This window comes from Streptomyces sp. NBC_00536 (genome assembly GCF_036346295.1).
Classification (GTDB): Bacteria; Actinomycetota; Actinomycetes; order Streptomycetales; family Streptomycetaceae; genus Streptomyces.
This window is the reverse complement of the sequence record NZ_CP107819.1, coordinates 3,340,758-3,363,781: the sequence shown is the minus strand read 5'-3', so window position 1 is coordinate 3,363,781 and position 23,024 is coordinate 3,340,758. Positions and strand designations below refer to the sequence as shown.

21 protein-coding genes and 1 riboswitch are annotated in these 23,024 nt (G+C 72.3%); of the genes, 13 read left to right on the top strand and 8 right to left on the bottom strand.

Going from position 1 to position 23,024, the window contains the following annotated elements; all coding sequences use genetic code 11:
* Positions 1 to 25 precede the first annotated feature (25 nt).
* Together OHS33_RS14585 and OHS33_RS14580 are read right to left on the bottom strand one after the other, a co-directional pair.
* Positions 26 to 940: a phosphatidylinositol-specific phospholipase C gene (locus OHS33_RS14585; protein ID WP_330330829.1), complete on the bottom strand. Its 915-nt coding sequence runs from the start codon at positions 938 to 940 to the stop codon at positions 26 to 28.
* 102 nt (positions 941 to 1,042) lie between these two features.
* Complete coding sequence (locus OHS33_RS14580; protein ID WP_330330828.1) at positions 1,043 to 1,306, bottom strand: hypothetical protein; 264 nt, start codon at positions 1,304 to 1,306, stop codon at positions 1,043 to 1,045.
* Positions 1,307 to 1,532: 226 nt separating this feature from the next.
* On the opposite strand from OHS33_RS14580, the gene OHS33_RS14575 reads away from it, so the two are divergent.
* Positions 1,533 to 2,738: a hypothetical protein gene (locus OHS33_RS14575; RefSeq protein ID WP_330330827.1), complete on the top strand. Its 1,206-nt coding sequence runs from the start codon at positions 1,533 to 1,535 to the stop codon at positions 2,736 to 2,738.
* 87 nt (positions 2,739 to 2,825) lie between these two features.
* Here OHS33_RS14575 and OHS33_RS14570 read toward each other — a convergent pair whose 3' ends face one another.
* Both OHS33_RS14570 and OHS33_RS14565 read right to left on the bottom strand, forming a co-directional pair.
* Positions 2,826 to 3,614, bottom strand: coding sequence for a VOC family protein (locus OHS33_RS14570; RefSeq protein ID WP_330335053.1), 789 nt, complete (start codon positions 3,612 to 3,614; stop codon positions 2,826 to 2,828).
* A 673-nt stretch (positions 3,615 to 4,287) separates the two neighbouring features.
* Positions 4,288 to 4,713 (bottom strand): ATP-binding protein, encoded by a 426-nt coding sequence (locus OHS33_RS14565; RefSeq protein ID WP_330330826.1) that lies wholly within the window; start codon positions 4,711 to 4,713, stop codon positions 4,288 to 4,290.
* 118 nt (positions 4,714 to 4,831) lie between these two features.
* On the opposite strand from OHS33_RS14565, the gene OHS33_RS14560 reads away from it, so the two are divergent.
* A complete protein-coding gene (locus OHS33_RS14560; RefSeq protein ID WP_330330825.1) occupies positions 4,832 to 5,704 on the top strand; it encodes a helix-turn-helix domain-containing protein in 873 nt (290 codons plus the stop codon).
* Positions 5,701 to 5,946, top strand: coding sequence for a DUF397 domain-containing protein (locus OHS33_RS14555; protein ID WP_330330824.1), 246 nt, complete (start codon positions 5,701 to 5,703; stop codon positions 5,944 to 5,946). Before OHS33_RS14560 ends, OHS33_RS14555 begins: the two co-directional genes overlap by 4 nt.
* 54 nt (positions 5,947 to 6,000) lie before the next feature.
* On the opposite strand, the gene OHS33_RS14550 is transcribed toward OHS33_RS14555, so the two are convergent.
* The gene (locus OHS33_RS14550; protein WP_330330823.1) at positions 6,001 to 6,174 is read right to left on the bottom strand and encodes an antitoxin; all 174 of its coding nucleotides are present in this window, start codon (positions 6,172 to 6,174) and stop codon (positions 6,001 to 6,003) included.
* Positions 6,175 to 6,327: 153 nt separating this feature from the next.
* On the bottom strand, positions 6,328 to 7,053 hold the full coding sequence (locus tag OHS33_RS14545) for a hypothetical protein (protein WP_330330822.1): 726 nt from the start codon (positions 7,051 to 7,053) through the stop codon (positions 6,328 to 6,330).
* A 179-nt stretch (positions 7,054 to 7,232) separates the two neighbouring features.
* On the opposite strand from OHS33_RS14545, the gene OHS33_RS14540 reads away from it, so the two are divergent.
* The 3 genes from OHS33_RS14540 to OHS33_RS14530 all read left to right on the top strand — a co-directional run bounded on the left by OHS33_RS14540 (position 7,233) and on the right by OHS33_RS14530 (position 11,535).
* Positions 7,233 to 9,296: an N-6 DNA methylase gene (locus OHS33_RS14540; protein WP_330330821.1), complete on the top strand. Its 2,064-nt coding sequence runs from the start codon at positions 7,233 to 7,235 to the stop codon at positions 9,294 to 9,296.
* Between the two features lie 119 nt (positions 9,297 to 9,415).
* Complete coding sequence (locus OHS33_RS14535; RefSeq protein WP_330330820.1) at positions 9,416 to 10,033, top strand: hypothetical protein; 618 nt, start codon at positions 9,416 to 9,418, stop codon at positions 10,031 to 10,033.
* Positions 10,030 to 11,535: a serine/threonine-protein kinase gene (locus OHS33_RS14530; RefSeq protein ID WP_330330819.1), complete on the top strand. Its 1,506-nt coding sequence runs from the start codon at positions 10,030 to 10,032 to the stop codon at positions 11,533 to 11,535. The genes OHS33_RS14535 and OHS33_RS14530 overlap by 4 nt, the downstream gene beginning before the upstream one ends.
* A gap of 1 nt (position 11,536) precedes the next feature.
* Here OHS33_RS14530 and OHS33_RS14525 read toward each other — a convergent pair whose 3' ends face one another.
* Positions 11,537 to 13,993, bottom strand: a complete 2,457-nt coding sequence (locus OHS33_RS14525) for a YfhO family protein (protein ID WP_330330818.1) — start codon at positions 13,991 to 13,993, stop codon at positions 11,537 to 11,539.
* 179 nt (positions 13,994 to 14,172) lie between these two features.
* Between OHS33_RS14525 and OHS33_RS14520 the strand changes: the two genes are divergently transcribed.
* Positions 14,173 to 14,799 carry a SurA N-terminal domain-containing protein gene (locus OHS33_RS14520; protein ID WP_330330817.1) on the top strand — a complete coding sequence of 209 codons (627 nt, stop codon included), beginning with the start codon at positions 14,173 to 14,175 and terminating at the stop codon, positions 14,797 to 14,799.
* Between the two features lie 27 nt (positions 14,800 to 14,826).
* On the top strand, positions 14,827 to 15,849 hold the full coding sequence (locus OHS33_RS14515) for a nucleoside triphosphate pyrophosphohydrolase (protein ID WP_330330816.1): 1,023 nt from the start codon (positions 14,827 to 14,829) through the stop codon (positions 15,847 to 15,849).
* 28 nt (positions 15,850 to 15,877) lie between these two features.
* On the opposite strand, the gene OHS33_RS14510 is transcribed toward OHS33_RS14515, so the two are convergent.
* Entirely contained in the window at positions 15,878 to 17,077 is a 1,200-nt protein-coding gene (locus OHS33_RS14510) for a globin domain-containing protein (RefSeq protein ID WP_330330815.1), read from the bottom strand.
* Between the two features lie 115 nt (positions 17,078 to 17,192).
* Between OHS33_RS14510 and OHS33_RS14505 the strand changes: the two genes are divergently transcribed.
* From OHS33_RS14505 to OHS33_RS14485, 5 genes are all read left to right on the top strand, one after another.
* Complete coding sequence (locus OHS33_RS14505) at positions 17,193 to 18,542, top strand: cytochrome P450 family protein (RefSeq protein ID WP_330330814.1); 1,350 nt, start codon at positions 17,193 to 17,195, stop codon at positions 18,540 to 18,542.
* Positions 18,543 to 18,656: 114 nt separating this feature from the next.
* A complete protein-coding gene (locus OHS33_RS14500; protein WP_330330813.1) occupies positions 18,657 to 19,682 on the top strand; it encodes a transglycosylase family protein in 1,026 nt (341 codons plus the stop codon).
* A 274-nt stretch (positions 19,683 to 19,956) separates the two neighbouring features.
* A riboswitch (cyclic di-AMP (ydaO/yuaA leader) is annotated at positions 19,957 to 20,127 on the top strand.
* A gap of 2 nt (positions 20,128 to 20,129) precedes the next feature.
* Positions 20,130 to 20,837 carry a transglycosylase family protein gene (locus OHS33_RS14495; RefSeq protein WP_330330812.1) on the top strand — a complete coding sequence of 236 codons (708 nt, stop codon included), beginning with the start codon at positions 20,130 to 20,132 and terminating at the stop codon, positions 20,835 to 20,837.
* A 305-nt stretch (positions 20,838 to 21,142) separates the two neighbouring features.
* Positions 21,143 to 22,429 (top strand): phosphopyruvate hydratase, encoded by a 1,287-nt coding sequence (gene eno, locus OHS33_RS14490; protein WP_330330811.1) that lies wholly within the window; start codon positions 21,143 to 21,145, stop codon positions 22,427 to 22,429.
* A gap of 90 nt (positions 22,430 to 22,519) precedes the next feature.
* Positions 22,520 to 23,002 (top strand): FtsB family cell division protein, encoded by a 483-nt coding sequence (locus OHS33_RS14485; protein WP_330330810.1) that lies wholly within the window; start codon positions 22,520 to 22,522, stop codon positions 23,000 to 23,002.
* The last annotated feature ends 22 nt before the right edge of the window (positions 23,003 to 23,024 follow it).

The window sequence follows — 23,024 nt, the reverse complement described above, 5'->3', positions numbered from 1 at the left end:
GGCAGGACCGTCGGCAGGAGAGGGTTTAGAGGAAGTTCTTCTCGACCAGGAGGCGGACGATGTCCGGGTAGAAGTCGGGGAAGTCCATCGGGACGATGCCGAAGTGGGTCTTCTGGGTCTTCCTGGCGTCCAGGTACTTGAGGACGTCCGGAAGCGTCGAGTAGGCGTTCTGCTGGGGCCAGTTGCCGCCGGAGTAGCTCGTGAAGTTCACGAACATCGCGTAGGCGCCCTGGTTGCGCCAGGCCTCGTCGAACTGCTTCACGATGAAGCCGGTCTTCGTGAACGCGGTTTCGTTCCACGCGTCCTGGATGTTGAAGTGCCCGGAGCTGTTCCAGTTGAGGATGCCCCAGGGGTTCGTGAAGTCCGCCGCGATGATGATCTTGCCGCGTACCTGGCCCAGCTTGGGCCAGGACGGGGCGGTCCACACCAGGCTCCGGTACCCGAGGTTGTCCAGGTAGTAGTTGAAGCGGCGCATGAACTCGTCGTCCGAGAGGGCCTGGCCGCCCGAGTTCTCGTTTTTCACCCGCATGATGACGGTTTCGCCCGGGTACTTCCTGAAGTGGCTGCGGCAGGCTTCCAGGACGTCCTGGAAGCGGTGCCCCTGGTACGCGGACCCGTGGTAGAGGCCGAATTCGTTCGGTGCGCCCTGGAGCCCGTTCAGGCGGATGTCGAGGAAGCGGATCCCGCGCTCCAGCTGCTCGGGGATGCCCCAGTTCTGGCACTGGGCCCACTTGGTCCCGTTGGCGGGGTCGGTGCACCACGAGTCGTGGGTCCCGGGGATCGTCAGCGAGGTGACGGGCAGACTGCCGGACATCTTGCCCATCCAGTCGGGCGCGTAGAAACCGGCGGCCTGGGCGGTGCCCGGAAGGCCGAGGGTGACAGCCGCTGCCGCGCCGGCGCCGACTCCCCACTTCAAGACGTCACGACGGGTAGGGCTCATGCCTGTTCTCCAAACGTTCGCGGACTCCGAGGCGCCGACGGTAGGCAGGACCGCTGACGTTTCCCTTACGCGCCGCTGGCGTGGGGGAAGGCCCCGCTCTCGCTACAGCAGGTGGAGCTTCTCCTCGATCCACGCGACGAATCCGGCGGCGCCGAGGAACCCGGAGGCGGACGCGCCGATGCCCGTCAGCGGCGCGCCCCCGTAGTGCCGGGTGAGGAGGAAGGCGACCGGCGCGGCGACCATCCCGCTGAGGACGCTGATGACGACGGCCATGACCTTCACGGTCTTCGGCATGCGGTCGGCGGCGGGCGCGGGCTCCGGCGCGGGCATGGGATCGGGCGCGGCGGGCGGGGTGCTGGTGGCCATGATCGACGGTCCGTCCTCTGGTCCTCGTCCGCCCTGTCCGGGCGGGTGCCACTCGGTGAGCGGCGTGTTCCGAGGACAGCGCGGCTGCCGCCGTTCACTCCATGCCAGAACCGTCCTTGAATGATTCAGTCGCGCCGCGGCATGACGGTGTACGAACCACTGAACCGCGGGGTCCGCCGATGCGGGATCCTGTGCTCCTCTTCCGGGTCACGAAGGAGCGGCGTAGATGAACACGTGGCGGGAACGCTTGGCCGGGGCGGGCGACTGGCAGGAGTACAGAGGCGCGTTGCGCGCCCTCCGGGAAGGCGGACCCGCCTTCAGCAAGCTGCCCGGGCGCAGCAGGGAGATGGCCGAGCGCAAGATCCGGGGGCTGAGGCCGTACGGCAGCGTCGCGACCTTCACCACGCTCGTCGATGCCACGTCGGGCAAGCAGCCGAAGTGGGACCAGGTCGAGATGCTGGTCCGCATCTGCGCCGAGGACCAGGGGGAACCCGACGTCGAGGCGGTCGTCGCCGAATGGGCTGCGGCGTACCATCGCCGCGGGGGAGATCCCGGCCCGAGGTTCACCCTGACACCGGCGGGCGCGGGGCCGACGGGCGAGACGGTGGGGCGCGCGGACAGCGGTGGCCCGCTCCCCGGTGCGGCGCGGACGAGCCGCACGGTGAAGGCGGCCTCGATCGCCGCGCTCGCTCTCGTCCTGCTCGGCCTGGGCATCTGGGGAATCGGCGGAATCGGCGGCGACGGCGGCGGCGGCGAGGGCAAGGCCGCGGACAAAGGCCCGCTGTATCTCACCTCGTCGTGGCCCACGTTCCCTGAATGCGACGGTTCCACGTCAGTCGCCATGCCGGCCGGAGGCCCGGCCGTGAACTCGTTCCAGAGCCAGGACGTGGACTTCCGCAAGAACGTGACCGCCAAGGGTGGTGCCACCTGGGGAGACGGGCACCTCTACCTGACACTCAGTGCGCAGGAGGGCAAGACCGTCATCGTGCAGGACATCCGCCCGTCCACTCCGCGCCCCACCCCCATCGGTCCGCCCGCCTGGATCGCGCTCACGCAAGGAGGCTGCGGCGACACCTACGGGAGGGTCTTCGCGTACGACCTGGACAAGGCCTCCCTGGTGGACAAGGGCGTCATCGGGAATCCCGTGATGGCGGAGAAGACGGCCAAGGCCAACCCCCTCGGCTCCAGCTTCACCGTGAGCGCCGCGGACCCCGCCACCATCCGCGTCGACGTGACGGCCTGTCAGGGCAACTACGCGTGGGGCCTGCTCGTCGACTACGTCTACGCGGGCCGCACCTACCGGGAGCAGGTGGGCCCCTTCCGCTCCATGGGGACTCCGGGCAAGGACACCGTCACCTACGTACGCGACCAGACGACCCACGGGTACAGCGCGGCGAATACACCACCATCGAAGGCCGTGCCGTGCGGCTGAACGCTCTGCGCGCGCACAGGGCCGGGGCGGTGGCCGCCCGCCGGCGCGAAGGTTCACGCGGCGGGCGGCCGAGTCCCGGGCGGGCCACTACGCCGGGGTCGCCGCCTTGATGACGGAGAAAGCGCCGCCCTGCGGGTCGGAGAGGACGGCCATGCGGCCCGCCGCCATGTCGAAGGGCGGGGCGAGGACGTTGCCGCCGGCGCGGGTCGCGGCCGCCACGATCTCGTCGACGTCATCGACGGCGAAGTACGGCTGCCAGTGCGGCGGGACGCCGTCCGGCAGCGCGGAGAGGTCCATCATGCCGCCGACCGCGCGGCCGTCCACCTTGAACTCGATGTACCCCTCGGCGCCCGGCATTTCGGTCGGGGCCGTGGTGACCGGCAGGACGGCCGAGTAGAACGCGGTGGCGGCGGGGAGGTCGCCGGTGGTCAGCTCGTTCCAGACCAGCGCGCCGTGCTCGTTGACGATGCCCGCGCCGTCGAAGGTGCCGGGCTGCCAGAGGCCGACGACGGCGCCCGTCGGGTCGGTGATGACGGCCATCCGCCCGAGCTCCATGACGTCCATCGGGCCCATCATGACGCTGCCGCCCGCGTCGGTGACCGACTTCAGGGTGCCGTCGATGGCGTCGGTGGACAGGTACGTCGTCCAGACGGTCGGCGGCATCGGGTCCGGCACCGTCCCGTCGGGGTTGCTCGCCTTCATGATCCCGGCGACCGGCTTGCCCTTGAGGGTGCAGACGGAGTACCCGCCTTGCTCGGCCGGGCCGACCTCGCCCTGCCAGCCGAAGAGGTCGCGGTAGAAGTCGAGGGCCGCCTGCTGGTCGGGCACCATCAGGTCGATCCAACAGGGGGTGCCGGGCTTGTAGGGGCCGTTCATGTCGGGCACGAGTGCCTCCGGGGTGCGTGCGGGGATGGACGGGCCGTCCCCTACCCACCGCCTCCGGCCTGAACCGGGCCGAACGGGTGAACGGTGTCCGGCCGTGTGCCCTCAATCGCCGGGCGGGCTGGGATTGGCTGGGGCTGCCGACCCCTGGGGCAGTTTCAGCCTCGCCGGGCGGGCTGGGGTTGCCGACCCCGGGCACATTCAGCCCGTCCGGCGTTTGAGGCGCGGGTCCGGGCGGAGCCCGGGAGGCCCAGCCGCAGGCCGATTCCGGCTGGGGTTGCCTCCGGTGGGCCCTCAAACGCCGGGCAGGCTGGGGTTGGCGGGCCTCGGCCGCGCCGGGTGGGCTGGGGTTGCCGCCCCTGGCCAGTTTCAGCCTCGCCGGCGTTTGAGGCGCGGGTCCGGGCGGAGCCCGGGGCGACGAGTTGCAGGCCGAGTGCGGCTGGTGTTGCCTCCGGCGGGCCCTCAAACGCCGGGCAGGCTGGTTTGGCGGGCCTCGGCCTTGCCGGGCGGGCTGGGGTTGGCGGGTCTCGGCCTTGCCGGGCGGGCTGGGGTTGGCGGGTCTCGGCCTTGCCGGGCGGGCCGGGGTTGGCGGGCCTCGGCCGCGCCGGGCAGGCTGGTTTGGCGGGCCTCGGCCTTGCCGGGCGGGCTGGTTTGGCGGGCCGGGGCGTTACAGGCGGGCCCAGACCGTTTTGCCCGGGGCGCCGGTTCCGCGCGGGCGGACGCCCCACTCGTGGGCCACGGCCTGTACGAGCGCCAGCCCGCGCCCGCTCTCCGCCCAGCAGGGATCCGCGTACGGGAGCACGTCCGGCGGGGCCTCGTCGCCCCGGGCGTCGCTCACCTCCACCCGGACCCGCAGCCCGTCGTAACCGAGCCGGACCTCGAAGTCCCGCCCCGGCACCCGTCCGTGCAGCACCGCGTTCGCGGCCAGCTCCCCGACCACCAGCTCCACGTCCTCGGCGAGCGCGCACCCGTACGGGATCCCCCAGGCGGCCAGTTGCGCCCCGGCGAGCCGCCGGGCCAGCCGGGCGCCGAGCGGGGTGGCGGAGAGGAGCTGCCGGAATTCGGGTGCCATGTCACCCTTTTCATTCGTCACCTCACCGAGCGTGGCCGGACCGCCGTACGCTTTCCAGGAACGGCGGCGCTACGGAGAACTTCCGTAGGGCTGGCTGTGGTTGCGTGTACGTGCTGTACGGGCGAGGGCGGATCAGCGTATGAACGACCTGTCGGAACGCGAAGAAGAGCCGGAACGACCCGTGGAGGTCGATGGCACAGCCCACCTCTTCAGGGCGCTCGGCAAAATCATCAAGGTGCTACGGGAACGGGCGGGCCTCCAGCAGAAGGAACTCGCCGCGCGCGTGCACGTCGGCGAGGACCTGGTGTCCGCCATCGAGCGGGGCGTACGGACGCCCCAGCCGGACTTCCTGGAGAACGCGGACCCGGTGCTGGGGGCCGGGGGCGTCCTGCTCGCGGCGATCCCGGATGTGAGGGACGCCCTTAAGCGGTCGCGGACGCGGCATCCCGACTGGTTCCGGAAGTTCGCCGACGCGGAGGCGGCGGCGGTCGCGCTGCATTACTACGCCGTCCAGGCCATCCCGGGGCTGTTGCAGACCGAGGCGTACGCCCGGGCCTTGTTCCGGCATCGCCGACCAGTGCTGAGCGAAGAGACCATCGAGAAGCGGGTGGCGGACCGGCTCGCCCGCCAGGTGATCCTGGAGCGGTGGCCCACTCCCACCATCAGCTTCGTGCTGGAGGAGTCCATCCTGCTGCGCCCGACGGGCGGTAGGGAGGTCCACCGCGCGCAGCTGCGACGCCTGCTCGAAGTGGGCAACCTGCGCACGGTGCAGCTGCAGATCATGCCGCTGGAGCGGGACGAACACCCGGCCCTGGACAGTGCGTTCACGCTTCTCCGCCTCAAGGGCCGCAACGAGGTCGCCTACACCGAGAGCTACGGTCGCGCGAACCTCATCACTGATCCGGAACAGGTAAGGATCTACAGCGAGCGCTATGGGATCATCCGGGCACAGGCACTCACGCCCCACGAGTCCCTTGCCCTGATCGAGAAGATGCTGGGAGAAGAGCGATGAACACCACGGACTTGGCCTGGTTCAAGAGCAGCTACAGCTCCGGCGAGGGCGGCGAGTGCCTCGAAGTCGCCTTCGACTGGCGGAAGTCCAGCTACAGCAGTGGCGAAGGCGGCAACTGCGTCGAGGTCGCCGGCTGTGACACGGCCGTGCACATCCGGGATTCCAAGGTCCCGGCAGGGCCCCGGCTGGCCGTCGCGCCCCGCGCATGGGCCGCGTTCCTCGGCGGGGTTGCCGGGGCGTAAGGCGGCGGCCGCGGTGGGGGACCTGTCGGTCCACCCGCCGCGGCCGGTGCGTGGTTACTTCTTCGGGTCGTCGTCAATGCCCAGCTTCTGTTCCGCTTGCTGCTGGGCCTTGTCGATCTGATCCGTGAACTTGTTGCCGGTCTTTTCGTTGGCCTCTTGTTCGAGGTTGTCGGAGATGTCCTTGCCCTTGGCTTTCGCCTGGTCCCTGAACTTGTCGAAAATCCCCATACGAGGCTCCTTCCGTCATCCCGTTTGTGACGGTACGCGCCTTTGATCCCTCTCGCGCGCTGAGGGGTGATGGCCGTGGAGGCCCCGGCGCGCCCGGGAGCTGCCCTCCCCTGCGAGGCGGCTACCGGGCGCGACGGGAGCGGGGGGCCGGGTTCAGCCGTCGCCGTCGATGACGCCGCTGGTGGGCGACTTGGCGTCGACGGGCTGGTTGAAGCCGGAGAAGGAGACGTCGGAGGCGTCGGTGCCGGTTTCGACGGCCTTGAGGAGGTACGGCTCGCCGGTGGTGGCGACGTACAGGTTCTCGGTGCCGTCGGTGGTCTTCGTCGTGATCTTCTGCGCGCTCTGGCCCGACAGCTGGACGACGCCGTCCTTCTTGGCGCCCTCGCTCTTGTCGAACTGCTTGAGCAGTTCGCTCAAGTCGCACATCGCGGCGAGTTCCTTGGAGTCGGGCGCCGACGCCTTGGTCTTCACCCAGTGGCCGGGCAGCTGCTGGAGCGCCGCGTCCTGCTGGTCCTTCGGGAGGTCCTTCAACTGGGTGCGGTAGAAGGCGGCGTCGGCCTTCATGAAGACGAACTGAGAGTTGCGGATCAGCTCGAACGAGCCCTCGCCCTCCACCGACATCGAGCCCTTGCAGTCCCCGGCCTTGCTGATCGCCATGTCGAGCTTGATCGGCTTGCCCTTGTCGCGGACCGTGCCGGTCATGGTGAGGGTGGACGCCCCGCGCAGGGTGTCGAGGGACTTGTTCGCCACCTGTGAACCGGACTGGCCGGGGAAGGGGCCGCCGGCGTCGGGGTCGCTGCCGAAGGGGAAGCAGCCGGTGAGGGTGAACAGGGCGGTGGTCGCGACGATCGCGGCGGCGGTGATGCGGGCAGGGCGCACGGGGGCTCTCTTTACAGGCAGGGGGGAGGGGGGTGCATGTGGTGCGGGGGTGGTGCGGGGGGTGGTGCGACGGGGGTAATCACAACAGAGACTGTGAACCGAGTCAACACGCACCCATGGATTGATTCCGTTCACGCTGTGAAGTGATCTCTCAACTGTGTACGGGTTATGCTCTGTCCATGCCGGATAACCCCACAGAGGTGACCGCTGCCGAGATCGCCCGCCTCGCCGGGGTCGGCCGCGCCGCGGTGAGCAACTGGCGCCGCCGCCATGCCGACTTCCCCCGGCCCGTCGGCGGCACCGAGACCAGCCCCTCCTTCGCCCTCCCCGAGGTCGAGGACTGGCTGCGGGCCCAGGGCAAGCTCGCCGAGGTCCCCCCGCGCGAGCGCGTCTGGCAGCAGATCACCGCCCACCCCGCCGGAGCCGTCGCCGGGCTCGTCGAAGCGGGCTGCGCGCTGCTCGTCGTACACGACCGGCCCACGGACTGGCTGGAGTTGAGCGCCGTCTCCGACGAGCGGATGGCCGCACTGCTGCGGCCCGTCCTCGCCCAGGTGCTCACCGCCCGCCTCGGCCACGGGCACGCCCTGGCCGACCAGGCAGTGCCCCCCACCGCCTCCATGCCGCTGCTGCGCGCCGCCGCCGGGCTGGCGGCCGAACTCGGCGCCCGCAACGCCTTCGAGTTCCTGCTGGGCCGTCACCTCGACGCGAACCCCCGCCAGTACACGCTGACTCCGCCCGGCCCCGCCGAGCTGATGGCCGCCCTGGCCGGGACCGGCGCCCGCAGCGTCCTCGACCCCGCCTGCGGCACCGGCGGCCTGCTGCGCGCCGTCGCCGCGCCGACCGCCCTGTACGGGCAGGACACCGCGCCCGAACTGGCCGCGCTCACCGCGCTCCGGCTCGCCCTGCACGGCACCGCCGAGGTCCGCGCCGCCGCCGCCGACAGCCTGCGCGCCGATGCCTTCCCGCGGCCCGCCGTCGATGCCGTGCTCTGCCACCCGCCCTTCAACGAACGCAACTGGGGCCACGAGGAACTCGCCTACGACCCGCGCTGGGAGTACGGATTCCCCGCCCGCACCGAATCCGAACTCGCCTGGGTCCAGCACGCCCTGGCCCATCTGCGCGAGGGCGGCACCGCCGTCCTGCTGATGCCCCCGGCCGTCGCCGCCCGCCGCTCCGGCCGCCGCATCCGCGCCGACCTGCTGCGCCGCGGCGCGCTGCGGGCCGTCATCGCGCTCCCGGCCGGCGCCGCGCCCCCGTACGGCATCCCCCTGCACCTGTGGGTGCTGCGCAAACCCGCCGCGCATGCCCAGGTCCCGCCCGGGCTGCTGCTCGTCGACACCGCCGACCTCGGCGGCGGCGAGGGGCGCGAGCGGGCCGCGTGGCCCGCCGTGCACGACGCGGTACTGGCCGCCTGGACGGCGTACGACGGCGCGAGTGGCCCGGACGAGGTCCCCGGCACGCCGGGCCTGAGCCGCTGCGTGCCCGTCATCGAACTCCTCGACGACGACGTGGACCTGACCCCCGCCCGCCATCTGCCCCCCGCCGCCGCGGGCGGCGGACCGGCCGCGCTGAGCGCCGTACGGGCCCGGCTCGACGAGACCCTCCAGCGCGTCACCCGGCTCACCCCGCCCCCCGCCGAACCCGCCGCGGACCCCGCCCGGCTGCCCGGCACCACCATCGGCGAACTCGCCCGCGCGGGCGCCCTGGTGCTGCGCACCGGCACCGGCAGCGGGCCCGTCGGCAAGGACGCCGTGCCCGTCCCCGTCCTCACCGAACACGACGTGTACGCGGGCACCGCCCCCTCGGGCACCCTCGCCGACTCCGCCGACGAGCCCGTCCTGACCGAGCCCGGCGACATCGTCGTCCCCGTCGTCGGCGCCGCCGCCGTCGCCCGGGTCGTCGGCCCGGCCGACGCGGGCGCCGCGCTCGGCCGCAACCTCCAGCTGCTGCGCCCCGACCCGGCCGCCATCGACCCCTGGTTCCTGGCCGGATTCCTGCGCGGCACCGCCAACAACCGGCAGGCCTCCAGCTACGCCTCCACCGCCACCCGGCTCGACGTGCGCCGCCTCCAGCTGCCCCGGCTGCCGCTCGCCGACCAGCGCGGCTACGGCGAGCGCTTCCGGGCGCTCGCCGAGTTCGAGGACGCGCTCCGGCTCGCCGGACGGCTCGGCGAGCAGCTGGTGCAGGGGCTCTACGACGGGCTGGCGGACGGCACGGTCAGGGTGGACCCGGAGGCCGGGTGAGCCGCCGCACAACGGTTGTGCGCATCCCCTGACCGGCCGGACGGATCGGTGTATACGCTCACACCCGAGCACGTCCGAGAAGCGTCCCCCACAGCGCGCCCAGCCCGTCAGGAGCAGCGATGCACGGCCCCGGCCTCCCGCCGCCGCCTCAGCGGTACGGAAACCAGCGCAGCCAGGCCTTCGCGGTGGCGCTGCGCGTGCTCTTCGCGCTGGTGCCGCTGCTCAGCTTCGGGTTCCTGAGCTGGGTCACCATGCTGCGGCTCGCGATCGTCACCCGGGCCGGGCGGGACTGGGGGCTCTTCGTGCTCTCCGCCGTGTGCGGTGTCGTCGGCTTCGGGCTGATCGGCTCCGACTCGGTTCCCGACGCCAAGGGCACGCAGACCGACGTCGGGATGGTGCTGTCGCTGGCGACCGGCGTGGCCACCCTGGCCTACTTCCTCTACGCCGACCTGCGCCACCAGGAGCGGACCGCGCCCACCGCGCCCACCGCTTGGTCCCCGCCGCCGATGCCGCACCAGCCTCAGCCCCAGCCGTACGGGTACGGCTACGCGCCGCAGCCCGCCACGCCCGTCCCGGCGCAGCCGCACCCGCCCCAGCCCCCGCCCCCGCAGACCCCGCCGCCCGCGCGGATCGGCCAGGTCCGCGCCGAACTCGACGAGCTGAGCGAGCTGCTGCGCAAGCAGGAGGCCGAGCAGCGCGACGGCCGGGAGCCCGGCCCGTGGGAGTCCGGCCGGTGACCGAGCGCATCATCGGCGAGCGCTACCAGCTCGCCACCGTCCTCGGCCAGGGCGGCATGGGCCAGGTCTGGACGGCGTACGACCGGCGCCTCGACCGCCGGGTGGCCGTCAAACTGCTGCGCCCCGACAAGGTGGCCGGCCCCGGGACCGTCGCCGAGGAGCTGCGCCGCCGCTTCGTGCGCGAGTGCCGGGTCACGGCCCAGGTCGACCACCCAAACCTGGTCACCGTCCACGACGCGGGCAGCGACGGCGACGAGCTGTACCTGGTCATGCAGTACGTCGAGGGCGCCGACCTCGCCGACCACCTGGCCGAGCACGATCCGTACCCCTGGCCGTGGGCGGTCTCCGTGGTCGCGCAGCTGTGCTCGGTGCTGTCCGCCGTGCACGCGGTGCCGATCGTGCACCGCGACCTCAAGCCGCGCAATGTGATGGTGCGCCCCGACGGCACGATCACCGTCCTCGACCTCGGCGTCGCCTCCGTCCTGGACACCGACACCACCCGCCTCACCCACACCGGCTCGCCGATCGGCAGCCCCGCCTACATGGCCCCCGAGCAGGCCATGGGCGGCGCCGTCGGCCCGTACACCGACCTGTACGCGCTCGGCGTGCTGCTCTACGAACTCCTCAGCGGCAACGTCCCCTTCGCCGGGTCCACCGCCCTCGGCGTGCTCCACCGGCACCTCTACGAGCCCCCGCTCCCGGTGCGCCAGCTGCGCCCCGAGGTGCCGCCCCGCCTCGAAGCGGTCCTGATGCACCTGCTGGCCAAGGACCCGCAGGACCGGCCCGCCTCCGCGCAGGAGGTGTACGAGGCGCTCGTGCCGCTGCTGCCCTCGCAGGGCAGCCCCACGGGCCCCCTGGACCCCACCCGCCCCTTCCTGCGCCCGCAGGCCCCCTGGCCCGACCGGGTCACCGTCCCCGCGCCGCGCCCCGAGGCCCCGCCCGCCGCCCCGGTGCGCCGGGACGTCCCGGCCGCCGTCGACGAGGCCAGGAAGCTGCTGGACGAGGGCCGCCTCACCCAGGCCGGGGACATCCTCGGCGAGATCCTCCCGGCCGCCGTCGCCCAGCACGGGGAGCGCTCGCCCGTCGTCCGGTCCCTGCGCAAGCAGTACGCGGCCACGCTGATGGACGACGGCCAGTACCGCCGTGCCCTGCCCGAACTGCGGCGCCTGGCCGAGGAGTTCCCGGCGGGCGACCCGCAGTCCCTGAGCTTCCGCTACGACGCCGCCCAGTGCCTGGAGCAGCTCGGCGAACCGGCCGCCGCGCTGGCCGAGTACCGCGCGCTGCTCCCGCTCTTCGAGAACCACTACGCCAACCCGGACCCCGGCCTGCCGCTGGAGGTCCGCCGCCGCATCGCGCAGCTGCTGCTGTCGCTGGGCGACCGGGCGGCGGCCCACGACGCCCTGGTCCGGCTGCTGTTCGACGCGGAACACCTGCACGGCCCGGCGCACCCCTTCCCGACCGAGGTCCGCCGCACCCTCCAGTGGCTGGGTCAGGTCCGCTGAGTCAGGTCCTGGGTCGTGTCGCCCCGTCCGCGGGCCCGCCTCCCCTCTGGGGGCGCCTCAATCGCCGGCGGGGCTGGATTTCGCCCGCCCGCGGCCGCAGCACCGCCGAACGGGCCAGTAGTACCAGCAGGAGCAGCGCCGCCGGGGCCGCCGCCGCGAGGCCCGGGGTCAGGCCCGGGGGCCAGAAGGCGCAGGACACGGTGGTGCGGCCCGGGGGCACCGGGACAGCGACCAGGCCCATATAGGCGCCGGCCGCTCGCCCGTCGCAGGTCCAGCCGGGGACGGCCGGGACCGACAGGACCGCCGTGCCGGTGCTCCCCGGCGCCAGGGTGGCCCGTACCGCGTGGGCGCCCACCGTCACCGAGACCGCCCCCGTGTCCCGCAGCCCCCGGGCCGCCGCGTCCAGCAGCGGCCGGTCCAGGCAGGCCAGGGTCCACGCGGCGGGCGCCCCCTGGTCGAAGACCAGCGCCGAGCCCGCGCCCCGGGAGGCCCCGAGCGGCTGGACGGCGGCCCGGTTGCGCGGGGCGTTCCCGTTCAGCCGGAAGGGGACGCCGTCGGCGAGGCGGGCCGTGCCGTTGTAGGCGGGCGCCCACAGGAAGGCCTCCGTGCCCGCCCGGCAGACCCCGGGCGCCACCGGATCCTCGTACACCCGGGCCCCCAGCAGGAGTTCCTGGTTGCGGAAGGGCGAGGGCCCGAAGGCGGGCGGCGGTCCGTCCGGGCGCAGCGTCACCAGCGGGGGCACCACGGCCGCGCGCACCACCGCCGCGTGCCCGCCCGCGCCGTCCGGGCGCAGCCGCGCGCCCACCGCGAACACGGCGTCCGTCACCGGGCTGTCCAGGCTCTGCACGCTGCGCCCGCGCGAGGTCCAGCCCGCGCCGAGGGCCGCCATCGTGCGGGTGAGGACGTCCGGGGTGTGGCTGCTGTAGTAGGAGCCGCCCTCCCCGCCGAGCAACAGCGGGTCGTTGCCGGTCAGGGCGGGGCGGCCCGGGTCCGTGCGGTAGGCGGGCCAGCCGTCGGCGGCGGCGAGGGCGTCGGCGCGCGCGGTGTGCGCGGCGCCCCAGGACGGGTAGTCGTCGAGGCCGCCGAGCGTGCCCTTGTGCCCCCACGCGGTGGTCGCGGCGGCCTGGACGACGAGCGTGAGGGTGAGCAGGCCCGCCGCGAGGACCCGCCGCGCGCGGCGGCCGGAAGCCAGCCACCAGCCCGCCGCGGCGGCCGCGATTCCGGCGGCGCCGAGCCCGTAGGCCACCGGACCGGCCAGCGCGCTGCCCGTCGCCGCGAGCAGCAGCACCACGAGGAGCCCGGCCCCGGCGGCCAGCGCGCGCGGGTCCGGGCGCCCGGCGGCAAGCGCCGTCCAGGCGGCCATGACCAGGATTCCGGCCAGCACGAAGGTCTGCCGGTACGGGCTGCCGTTCGGGGTGGCGAAGACGTGCCAGGCCAGATGGGTGGGCGTCCACTGGAAGGACAGCAGCACCGCCACGACCAGCCCCGACCACCACCAGCGCGCCCGCCGCGGCACCCCCCGGTGCAGCGGCAGCGCGGCGGCCAGCAGCAGGGTCGCGCCGCTCACGAAGAGGGCGGGGGAGGAGAAGCTGTAGGTCGCGGGCAGCAGCCGGGCGAAGACGTCCTGCCAGGGCGCGGGCGCGAACTGCCGGGTCCACCCCGGGTAGGCCTGCTTGGAGCTGAGGAACAGCGGCAGCAGCACCGGCAGCGCCAGCGCGAGCCCCAGCGCGGTGCTCCCGGCCGCCCGCAGCGCCACCAGACACCCCCGTAGGCCCTCGCGGGTCAGCGCGAGGCGCACCAGCAGCACCAGGGCCGCGCCGAGGGTGGCCATGTAGGCGGTGTAGAAGTTCGCGGTCCAGCAGAGCGCGACGACCAGCGGGGCGGCGACCGGGCGGCGCCCGCGCAGCGCCCATTCACCCGTCAGACAGAGAAGCGGAAACGCGATCAGGCCGTCCAGCCACATCGTGTTGTAGGAGGCCTCGATGACCGACCACCCGCACAGCGCGTACGAGGCCCCCAGGAGCCCGGCCGCCCACCACGGCCCGCGCCGCTGCGTGCGCAGCAGCCAGGCCATGGCCGCCGCCGCGACCGCCATTTTCAGCACGGTGACCACATACACGGCGAGGTCGATGTCGGCGCGCGGGAACAGCGCGACCAGCGGGGCGAAGGGGCTGCTCAGATAGGTCCCGAAGTCGGGCAGGAAGGCGGTCCCGAAGCCGGACTGCCAGTTGAACAGCAGGTCCCCGGCCGCCCGCCCGTGCAGCAGGTCCCACAGGTGGGCGTGGAAGGGGACGAACTGATTGCCCAGGTCATTGACGCTGCGGTGACGATGCCCGTACGGGAAGACGCGCGCGGCGGCGTCCCCGGCGCAGACGGCCACGGTGGCGAGCAGCCCCGCGAGCGCCGCGCCGGCCAGGCTGCGGGAGCGTTGGAGGCGTGGAGAGTGCGGTGTCGGCATGGTGGGCCGACCCTCGCAGCGACGGGAGACCGCCGGATGGCCGAGGAGTGAACGCGCACCCCAACACCCTTGGAATCGTTGGTCGAAGCGGTAGCTGGGACGCCCCGGACTGCATACTATCGATCACCGCAAGGCCCTTGTGCACCAAAGCACAATCCAGCCCGGCCCGGGAGGCTCCTTTGCACCGTCGCACAGCGCTCTCCGTATCCGCCGCCCTGCTCGTGGCGGCCCCCCTCCTGTCCGCCTGCTCCTCCGCCGAGGTGCGCCCCGGCACGGCGGCCGTGGTCGGCGGCGAACGGATCACCACCGCGGCGCTCCAGGCGCAGGTCAAGGACGTCCGCACGGCCCAGAGCCACGCCGAGCAGCCGGAGCGGCTGATCGAGGCCAGCCCCGGCCTGGAGCGGATCAAGCTCGGCAAGATGATCCAGCTGCGCGTCCTGGAGAAGGCCGCCGACGACGCCGGACTGTCGGTCAGCACCAAGGACGTCGAGGACGCCCGCAAGGCCGAGATCGACCGGGCCAAGGGCCTCGACCAGCTGGAACAGGTGGCCCTGCAGGACCGGGTCCCGCTCGCGCCCGACCAGATCGACGGCGAACTCCGCTTCCGGCTGCTCCTCGGCAAGCTCAGCGAACGCTTCGGCCAGGACAAGGTCCTCGGCGTGCTGGGCAAGGCCGCCCAGGACCTGCACATCGACGTCAACCCGCGCTACGGCTCCTGGGACGCCAAACAGATCGCCCTCGGCGACGCCGAGACCCCTTGGGTGAACCAGAAGAGCAAGGCCGAACAGGCCCCCGCGGGAGCCTGAGCCGCCACCGGAGGTAGGTTCGGAAGAGTGAACGACGACCACGCTTCCGCGCCCGCCGAGCCCGCTTCCGAGCCCACCGGCCGGATCGTCCTGCTGACCGCCAGCCACCGGGTCGCGCCCGGCCTGCTGTCCTGGTCCGCCTGGCAGACCCTGCACGCGGCCGACCGGGTGCTGTGCGCCGACCCCGCGCACCCGCAGCTGCCGTACCTGCGGGAGGCGGGCGTCGAGGTCGAGGCGGCGGTCCCGGACGCCCACGCGCTGGTCGAGGCCTGCGCGGGCGGCCGCACCGTGGTGATCCTGCCGAGCGGCGAGGGCGACCAGCGGCTCACCGACGGACTGGCCCGGCTGGCCGGCTCGGGCCGCGTCTCCATGCCCGACCTGGAACTGCTGCCCGGCTCCTACGACCTGCCCGGCGCCCGGCTGCTCGATCTGGTCCAGGTCATGGACCGGGTCCGGCGCGCCTGCCCCTGGACCTCGACGCAGACCCACGAGGGCCTGGCGAAGTACGGCATCGAGGAAGCGTACGAACTCGTCGAGGCCATCGAGGACGGCGACCGCGACGCGCTGCGGGAAGAGCTGGGCGACGTACTCCTCCAGGTGGTCTTCCACGCGCGGATCGCCGAAGAAGGAGGGGAGGGGGAAGACGGGGAAGACGGCGGGCCCTTCTCCATCGACGACGTGGCCGGGAGCCTGGTCGAGAAGCTCATCCACCGGCACCCGCACGTCTTCGGCGACGAGGTGGCCACCACCGCGCAGGACGTCAAGGAGATCTGGGAGCGCACCAAGGCCGTCGAGAAGCAGCGGGAATCGGTGACCGACGGGGTACCGGTCGGACAGCCCGGGCTGGCGCTCGCGGCGAAGCTCGCGGGCCGGGTCCGCGCGGGCGGCCTGGACGTGCCGCTGCCGTCGGGCGAGGGCATCGGGTACGAACTGCTGGCGCTGGCGGCGCGCGCCGAGGCGGCGGGCACCGACCCGGAGACGGCACTGCGCGCGGCGGCCCGGGTCTACCGGGACGCGATCCGCGCGGCCGAGGGAGTCCCTCCCCTTTAACCCTGTCTCTTCTATGGGTGCTCCTCTACTACGTGCGGCCGCCGGGGTCGTGCCAGTGCGGGTCGGGGCGGTTCAGGAACCACTCGCCGAAGCCCACGGGCCGGTCGTGGCCCGGCCCGGAGACGGCGGGCACCGCGTCGTGGAAGATCCGGGCCGGCTGGGCGCCCAGGCCCTGGAGCAGGCCGGTGGTCTCGCCGACGAACTGCGGCGGGCCGCTCAGGTAGACGTCCTGGTCGGGCCAGAGCCCCCGGTGGCCGAGCGCGGTCGCGAGCCGCGCCGTGGCCTCGTTGCGGTGGCGGCCGGGCGCGGGGGTGATGTAGGTGACGGCGAGCCACGGGTGCGCCGCCTCGTACGCGTCGATCAGGGGCCGGTCGTAGAGGTGCGCCCCGTCGCGCGCGACCACGAAGAGCCGTACGTCGTGCTCGGGCGGCCGGGTCATCAGCTCCTCCAGCATGGCGCGCACCGGAGCCCAGCCCGTCCCGGCCGCGATGAAGGTGGCGGGGCGGTCCGCGCGGCGCAGGACGGCCCGGCCGCCCGCCGCGCCGAGCCGCAGCACCTCGCCGGGCGCGACGTCCTCGACCAGGGCGGTGCTGAGGCGGCCGCCGTCGATCCGGCTGACGTGGAGGTCGACGGTGTGGTCGGCGCGCGGGGCGTTGCCGAGGGAGTAGGTGCGCCAGGTGGTCGGCACCCGGGCGCTGCTCACGCTGACGTACTGGCCGGGTAGATAGGGGAGCGGCAGGTGCGGCCGCAGGGTCAGGACGGCGATGTCCGTGCCGTAGCGGAGGTGGCGCACCACCTCCGCGTCCCACCACGGCGGATCCTGGCTCGCGGCGGCGGCCGCGGTCATCACATCGGCGATGGCCCGGTAGGCCTCGCTCCAGGCCTTCTCGACGATGGGGGTCCAGGCGGGCCCGCTGGCCTGGGCGAGCGCGGCGAGCAGGCTGGCGCCGACGGCGTCGTAGTGCTCGGGGGCCGCGAGGAACTTGCGGTGGTCGCGGCCGAGGTCCCGGAGATAGGGGATGAGGCCTTCGTCGTCGATGTGCGCGATGACGTGGGTGAGCGCGGCGAAGAGCCGGTCGCGCTGGCGTTCCATGTCGCGGGCGGCGGCCGGGAAGAGGTCCCGGATGCCGGGGTTGTGCCAGAACAGGTGGGTGTAGAAGTACTTGACCGCGTGTTCGGCCCGTCTCTCCACCACGGCGAAGCTGCTCTTCAAGATCTTCACGTCCACAAGAGCGACAGTAGGAGTGGCCGCGAACCCGGGGTCAAGGGAAGGGTGATCTACGGCCAGCCCCGGAAAACCAGTCATATGGGATGTGCGGGCGCGGCCGGGGTACCGTCGCGTGGTGCACGAACAGACCCCCGCCCAGCCCCTCGCCGGATGCCCCGTCACCGGGAGCGACGCCGGACCCGAACTCTTCACCTGGGAGTTCGCGACCGACCCCTACCCGGCCTACGCCTGGCTGCGCGAGCACGCGCCCGTGCACCGCACCACGCTCCCCAGCGGGGTCGAGGCCTGGCTGGTCACCCGGTACGCCGACGCCCGCCAGGCCCTCGCCGACCAGCGGCTCAGCAAGAATCCGGTGCACCACGCCGAGCCCGGGAAGACGGGCATCCCCGGGGAGCGCAGCGCGGGCCTGATGACCCACCTGCTCAACATCGACCCGCCGGACCACACCAGGCTGCGGCGGCTGGTGTCGAAGGCGTTCACCCCGCGCAGGGTCGCCGAGTTCACCCCGAGGGTGCAGGAACTGACCGACCACCTCATCGACGCCTTCGCGGAGAAGGGGGAGGCCGACCTGATCCACGAGTTCGCCTTCCCGCTCCCCATCTACGCCATCTGCGAGATGCTCGGTGTACCGCGAGAGGACCAGGACGACTTCCGCGACTGGGCCGGGATGATGATCCGGCACGGCGGCGGGCCGCGCGGCGGGGTCGCCCGTTCCGTGAAGAAGATCCGCGCCTATCTCGGGGAACTGATCCACCGGAAGCGCGACGACCTGGGCGACGACCTCATCTCGGACCTGATCCGGGCGAGCGACCACGGCGACCACCTGACGGAGGCCGAGGCCACCGCCATGTGCTTCGTGCTGTTGTTCGCGGGGTTCGAGACCACCATCAACCTGATCGGCAACGGCACCTACGCGCTGCTGCGGAACCCGGATCAGCGCGCGCTCCTCCAGGAGTCCCTCGCCGCCGCCGGGGAGTCCGCCGGTGGGTCCGCCGGTGGGTCCGCCCGTGATTCCGCTCTGCTGGCGACCGGGATCGAGGAGCTGCTCCGCTACGACGGTCCCGTGGAGCTGGCGACCTGGCGCTATGCGACCGAGCCGCTGACCCTGGGCGGCCAGGACATCCCGGCGGGCGATCCGGTGCTCGTCGTCCTCGCGGCGGCCGACCGCGACCCGGCGCGGTTCGACGACCCGGACACGCTGGACCTCGCGCGGAGCGACAATCAGCACCTCGGATACGGGCATGGAATCCACTACTGCCTGGGCGCTCCGCTGGCGCGGCTGGAGGGCCAGACGGCGCTCGCGACTTTGCTGACGCGTCTGCCGGATCTGGAACTCGCCGTTCCCCCCGAGGAGCTGCGCTGGCGCGGCGGACTGATCATGCGTGGCCTGCGCACGCTTCCGGTCCGCTTCACAACCCCAAACGTTCCGGAAGCGGAGGAAGCCTCTCCGGAGCGCCCCAACTGACGCAAAGTCAACTCTGTGACCTTGACGTGATCTGCGCATCATCGACTTGTGACATGCGTTCGAACCCGGCTAGGTTCGCGTCGCCCCCCGCCGCCACGCGAAAGGTCCACCCTCATGCGTTCCGGGAACGGCCGTCACAGACGCCCCCGCCAGGTCCCCGCACTCGTCGTCACCGCCGGAGTCGCCGGCTCCGCACTCGCTCTGCCCCTGTTCGCCGCCACCGGCGCGAACGCGGCGGAGACCACCACCTGGGACAAGGTGGCCGAGTGTGAGAGCGGCGGAACCTGGAGCGCCGACTTCGGCAGCGGGTCCTACGGCGGACTCCAGTTCACCCAGGAGCAGTGGAAGAACGCGGGCGGGCTGGAGTTCGCCGCGCGCCCCGACCTCGCCAGCCGCTCGCAGCAGATAGCGATCGGCGAGCGGGTGCTCGCCTCGCAGGGGCCGCAGGCCTGGCCGCTGTGCGGGGAGTCCTCCGGGCTTACCCGGGGCGGGCCCAAGGCCACCGTCGACCCGGGCTCGCCCGGACATTCCGGTTCCGTCGCGCCGAGCCCGGTACGGCCCGAGGAGTCGCCCGCGCCCGGTTCGCTCGCCGGTGCGCCCGCCCCCGGCTCGACGCCGACCTCGACGGGACACATCCCCGGGGCGACCACCACGCCCACCGCGCCGCCGAAGACGCTCCCGCCGGTGCCGGAGACCCCGCTGACGTCCGGACTGCCCGTCATGCCGCCCCCGGCGCCGGAGACCGGCGGCCCGGGCACCCCGACCGGGTCCACGGGCACGACCGCTCCGTCCGTACCCGGCGGCTCCACGCTCCCGTCCGGTCCGACGACTTCCCCGTCGGGCATCCCGGCCCCCGTGAACCCGGCGGCGCCCTCGGGCTCCACGGCCGCCGCGCAGGGCGAAACGGCCGGAGCCGGTGGAAAGCACCGCGGAACGCCCGCCGCCGAGGCGCCCGTCACCTCTGACACCGCGTCGGAGCCGACGTACACCGTCAAGTCCGGCGACAACCTGACGGCCATCGCGAAGGCCACGGGAGTCAAGGGTGGCTGGAATGCCCTTTACGAGGCCAATTCGCAGGTCATCGGCCATGACGCCGACCTCATCACCCCGGGGCAGAATCTCGATCTAAGCCAGAAATAGGGGCACTTCGGGCGTGGAGATCGCCTTGTATGTCCCATTCGTGCAAGTGAGACATGCATCTCTTCCGTCCAACTGGCGTGTCCTGGTCGGTGACTGTCCAAAACCCCGCTCTCACCTGGGCAAACACCCCTCCCGAGAGCGCAAGTAGGGCCCGTTTCTCCCCGATGTCCCGCGCTTGAACATCGGGGAGAGACCTGTCTACCTTCTGAATCGCCCGCCACCGCGGGCTCCTTCGACCGCATCGCCGAATCCTGCCGGCGGACGGAGGGAACACGTCGCGCAAGCGCCGAAGGCAGGAGCGGGGGAACCAAGGTAAGTGCCGGAACCGGCCATTGAGAGATGGTCACGACCGGCTTGGGGTTAAGACGCGCACCTCGGTGCGCGGCCGGGCAACTCATCCGCCCGAACCCGACAGCTCACTTCGCAGGCGTCGGTGAGGAGAAAACCATGCTGCTTTCCGGCAAGGGCAAGCACCGTCGCGCCTCCAAGGCCACCCGTGTCGTCACCCTCGTCGGTGTCGCCGGTGTCGCCGTGGCGGCTCCGCTGATGACCGCGGGCGCCGCGAGCGCCGCGACCGTCTCCCAGTGGGACGCCGTCGCCGCCTGCGAGTCCGGCGGTGACTGGTCCATCAACACGGGCAACGGCTACTACGGCGGCGTGCAGTTCTCGTCCTCCACGTGGGCCGCGTACGGCGGCAAGGCGTACGCCGCGCAGGCCAACCAGGCCTCCAAGTCGCAGCAGATAGCCATCGCCGAGAAGGTCCTCAAGGGCCAGGGCAAGGGCGCGTGGCCGTCCTGTGGCGTGGGCCTGTCGAACGCCGCCTACAACGGCGGCTCGGCCGAGACCCCCAAGCAGACCAAGCCGGAGAAGAAGGTCGAGAAGAAGGCCGAGCCGAAGCAGGAGACCAAGCGCGCCGAGGCGCCGGTCACCCGCTCCGAGCGCGCCGAGACCCCGGCCCCCACCAAGCAGGCCCCGTCGGCCGAGGCCCCCAAGACGGGCAACGGCTCCTACGAGGTCAAGTCCGGTGACACGCTCGGCACCATCGCCCAGGCGAACGGCGTCAAGGGCGGCTGGCAGCAGCTGTTCGAGCTGAACAAGGACATCGTCAAGGACGCGGACCTGATCTTCCCGGGGCAGAAGCTGAAGCTCAGCTGAATCCCGCGGTAACACTCGCTCCTCCCACCGCCCGGCGCGTATCCCCTCACGCGCCGGGCGGTGGTGCGTGCCGGGCCCGTTGACGGCCGCCGGCCTCGCCGTATGTCCCGCAAGCCGTGCCCCATGTCCCGTAAACCCTGTCCTATGTCCCGTAAGAGGGGTATTCCGACCCTTTTTCGTCCCACGGACCGGTTGGTCGGCTGGCCGAGCGCCCGGAGCCGGTTAGGCTCTAAGCGGCAAGGCCATCCCACGGCCTGACACGCCACCGCACACCCAGCACACTCAGCGTCACATCCCAGAAGGAGATGCTCGTGCCGTCCATCGACGTCGTCGTAGCCCGGGAAATCCTGGACTCCCGAGGCAATCCCACGGTCGAGGTCGAGGTTGGCCTCGACGACGGCAGCACCGGCCGTGCTGCTGTTCCGTCCGGCGCCTCCACCGGTGCCTTCGAGGCCATCGAGCTCCGTGACGGTGACCCCAACCGTTACCTGGGCAAGGGCGTCGAGAAGGCCGTCCTCGCCGTGATCGAGCAGATCGGCCCGGAGCTCGTCGGCTACGACGCCACCGAGCAGCGCCTCATCGACCAGGCCATGTTCGACCTGGACGGCACCGACAACAAGGGCTCCCTGGGCGCCAACGCGATCCTCGGCGTCTCCCTGGCCGTGGCCCACGCCGCGTCCGAGGCCTCGGACCTCCCGCTCTTCCGCTACCTCGGCGGACCGAACGCGCACCTGCTGCCCGTTCCGATGATGAACATCCTCAACGGTGGGTCGCACGCCGACTCCAACGTCGACATCCAGGAGTTCATGATCGCCCCGATCGGCGCGGAGTCCTTCTCCGAAGCCCTTCGCTGGGGTGCCGAGGTCTACCACACCCTCAAGAAGGTCCTGCACACCAAGGGCCTCTCCACGGGTCTGGGCGACGAGGGCGGCTTCGCCCCGAACCTGGAGTCCAACCGCGCCGCGCTCGACCTCATCGTCGAGGCCATCAAGCAGGCCGGTTACGTCCCGGGCAAGGACATCGCGCTCGCGCTCGACGTCGCCGCGTCCGAGTTCTACAAGGACGGCAAGTACGAGTTCGAGGGCCAGTCCCGCTCGGCCGCCGAGATGACCGAGTACTACGAGGAGCTCGTCTCCGCGTACCCGATGGTCTCCATCGAGGACCCGCTGTACGAGGACGACTGGGCCGGCTGGAAGACCCTCACCGACAAGCTGGGCACCAAGGTCCAGATCGTCGGCGACGACCTCTTCGTCACCAACCCCGAGCGCCTCGCCCGCGGCATCGAAGAGGGCTCGGCCAACGCCCTGCTCGTCAAGGTGAACCAGATCGGCTCGCTGACCGAGACCCTGGACGCCGTCGAGATGGCCCAGCGCAACGGCTTCAAGTGCATGATGTCGCACCGCTCCGGCGAGACCGAGGACGTCACCATCGCCGACCTCGCCGTCGCCGTGAACTGCGGTCAGATCAAGACCGGCGCCCCGGCCCGCTCGGACCGCGTCGCCAAGTACAACCAGCTGCTGCGCATCGAGGAGATCCTCGACGACGCCGCGGTGTACGCGGGCCGTTCCGCCTTCCCGCGCTTCAAGGGCTGATCACCGCTCAGCCTCCGTACGTCCCCGCGCTCGGTCCCGTACCGTGTGCGGGGACGTATTGCTGTGCGCGCTCAAGGGGAGGCGGAGTCAATGGCCGGGAACCGGGACCGGTTCTCCACCTTCTCGACCGCGACCAGGCTCAAACAGCTCGGTGAGCGGACCGCCGCCCACGTCTACCGCTCGCAGTCGCGGCGTCAGGTCCGGCGCAGCCGGCTGACCGGCCGGGCCGCGCTGCTGGTGCTCGTCCTCTGTACGCTGGTCGTCGCCCTCGCGTACCCGATGCGCCAGTACGTCTCGCAGCGCTCGGAGATCTCCGACCAGCAGCAGGCCGCCGACCGGGCGCGCAAGCGGCTGGACGAACTCCGCGACGAGAAGGCCCGCTGGCAGGACCGCGCCTACGCGGAGCAGCAGGCGCGCAGACACCTGCACTACGTGCGCCCCGGGGAGATCGGCTTCACCATGGTCGACTCCGAGGCCGCGGAGCACCGCCGCACCGGTACGGCGACGGCCGACCGGCCCTGGTACTCGAACGTCTGGGACGGCATCGACAAGGCCGACCGCCCCGCCGACTGACGTTCACCGACCGACCTCTTTA

What these genes read in the sequence shown, in the direction of transcription:
- OHS33_RS14560 (WP_330330825.1), top strand. Translation starts at nt 4,832, where the DNA reads ATGAACGACCTGTCGGAACGCGAAGAAGAGCCGGAACGACCCGTGGAG.
- OHS33_RS14555 (WP_330330824.1), top strand. Translation starts at nt 5,701, where the DNA reads ATGAACACCACGGACTTGGCCTGGTTCAAGAGCAGCTACAGCTCCGGC.
- OHS33_RS14485 (WP_330330810.1), top strand. Translation starts at nt 22,520, where the DNA reads ATGGCCGGGAACCGGGACCGGTTCTCCACCTTCTCGACCGCGACCAGG.
- OHS33_RS14495 (WP_330330812.1), top strand. Translation starts at nt 20,130, where the DNA reads ATGCTGCTTTCCGGCAAGGGCAAGCACCGTCGCGCCTCCAAGGCCACC.
- OHS33_RS14550 (WP_330330823.1), bottom strand. Translation starts at nt 6,174, where the DNA reads ATGGGGATTTTCGACAAGTTCAGGGACCAGGCGAAAGCCAAGGGCAAG.
- OHS33_RS14580 (WP_330330828.1), bottom strand. Translation starts at nt 1,306, where the DNA reads ATGGCCACCAGCACCCCGCCCGCCGCGCCCGATCCCATGCCCGCGCCG.
- eno (WP_330330811.1), top strand. Translation starts at nt 21,143, where the DNA reads ATGCTCGTGCCGTCCATCGACGTCGTCGTAGCCCGGGAAATCCTGGAC.
- OHS33_RS14525 (WP_330330818.1), bottom strand. Translation starts at nt 13,993, where the DNA reads ATGCCGACACCGCACTCTCCACGCCTCCAACGCTCCCGCAGCCTGGCC.
- OHS33_RS14575 (WP_330330827.1), top strand. Translation starts at nt 1,533, where the DNA reads ATGAACACGTGGCGGGAACGCTTGGCCGGGGCGGGCGACTGGCAGGAG.
- OHS33_RS14535 (WP_330330820.1), top strand. Translation starts at nt 9,416, where the DNA reads ATGCACGGCCCCGGCCTCCCGCCGCCGCCTCAGCGGTACGGAAACCAG.
- OHS33_RS14500 (WP_330330813.1), top strand. Translation starts at nt 18,657, where the DNA reads ATGCGTTCCGGGAACGGCCGTCACAGACGCCCCCGCCAGGTCCCCGCA.
- OHS33_RS14585 (WP_330330829.1), bottom strand. Translation starts at nt 940, where the DNA reads ATGAGCCCTACCCGTCGTGACGTCTTGAAGTGGGGAGTCGGCGCCGGC.
- OHS33_RS14570 (WP_330335053.1), bottom strand. Translation starts at nt 3,614, where the DNA reads ATGAACGGCCCCTACAAGCCCGGCACCCCCTGTTGGATCGACCTGATG.
- OHS33_RS14540 (WP_330330821.1), top strand. Translation starts at nt 7,233, where the DNA reads ATGCCGGATAACCCCACAGAGGTGACCGCTGCCGAGATCGCCCGCCTC.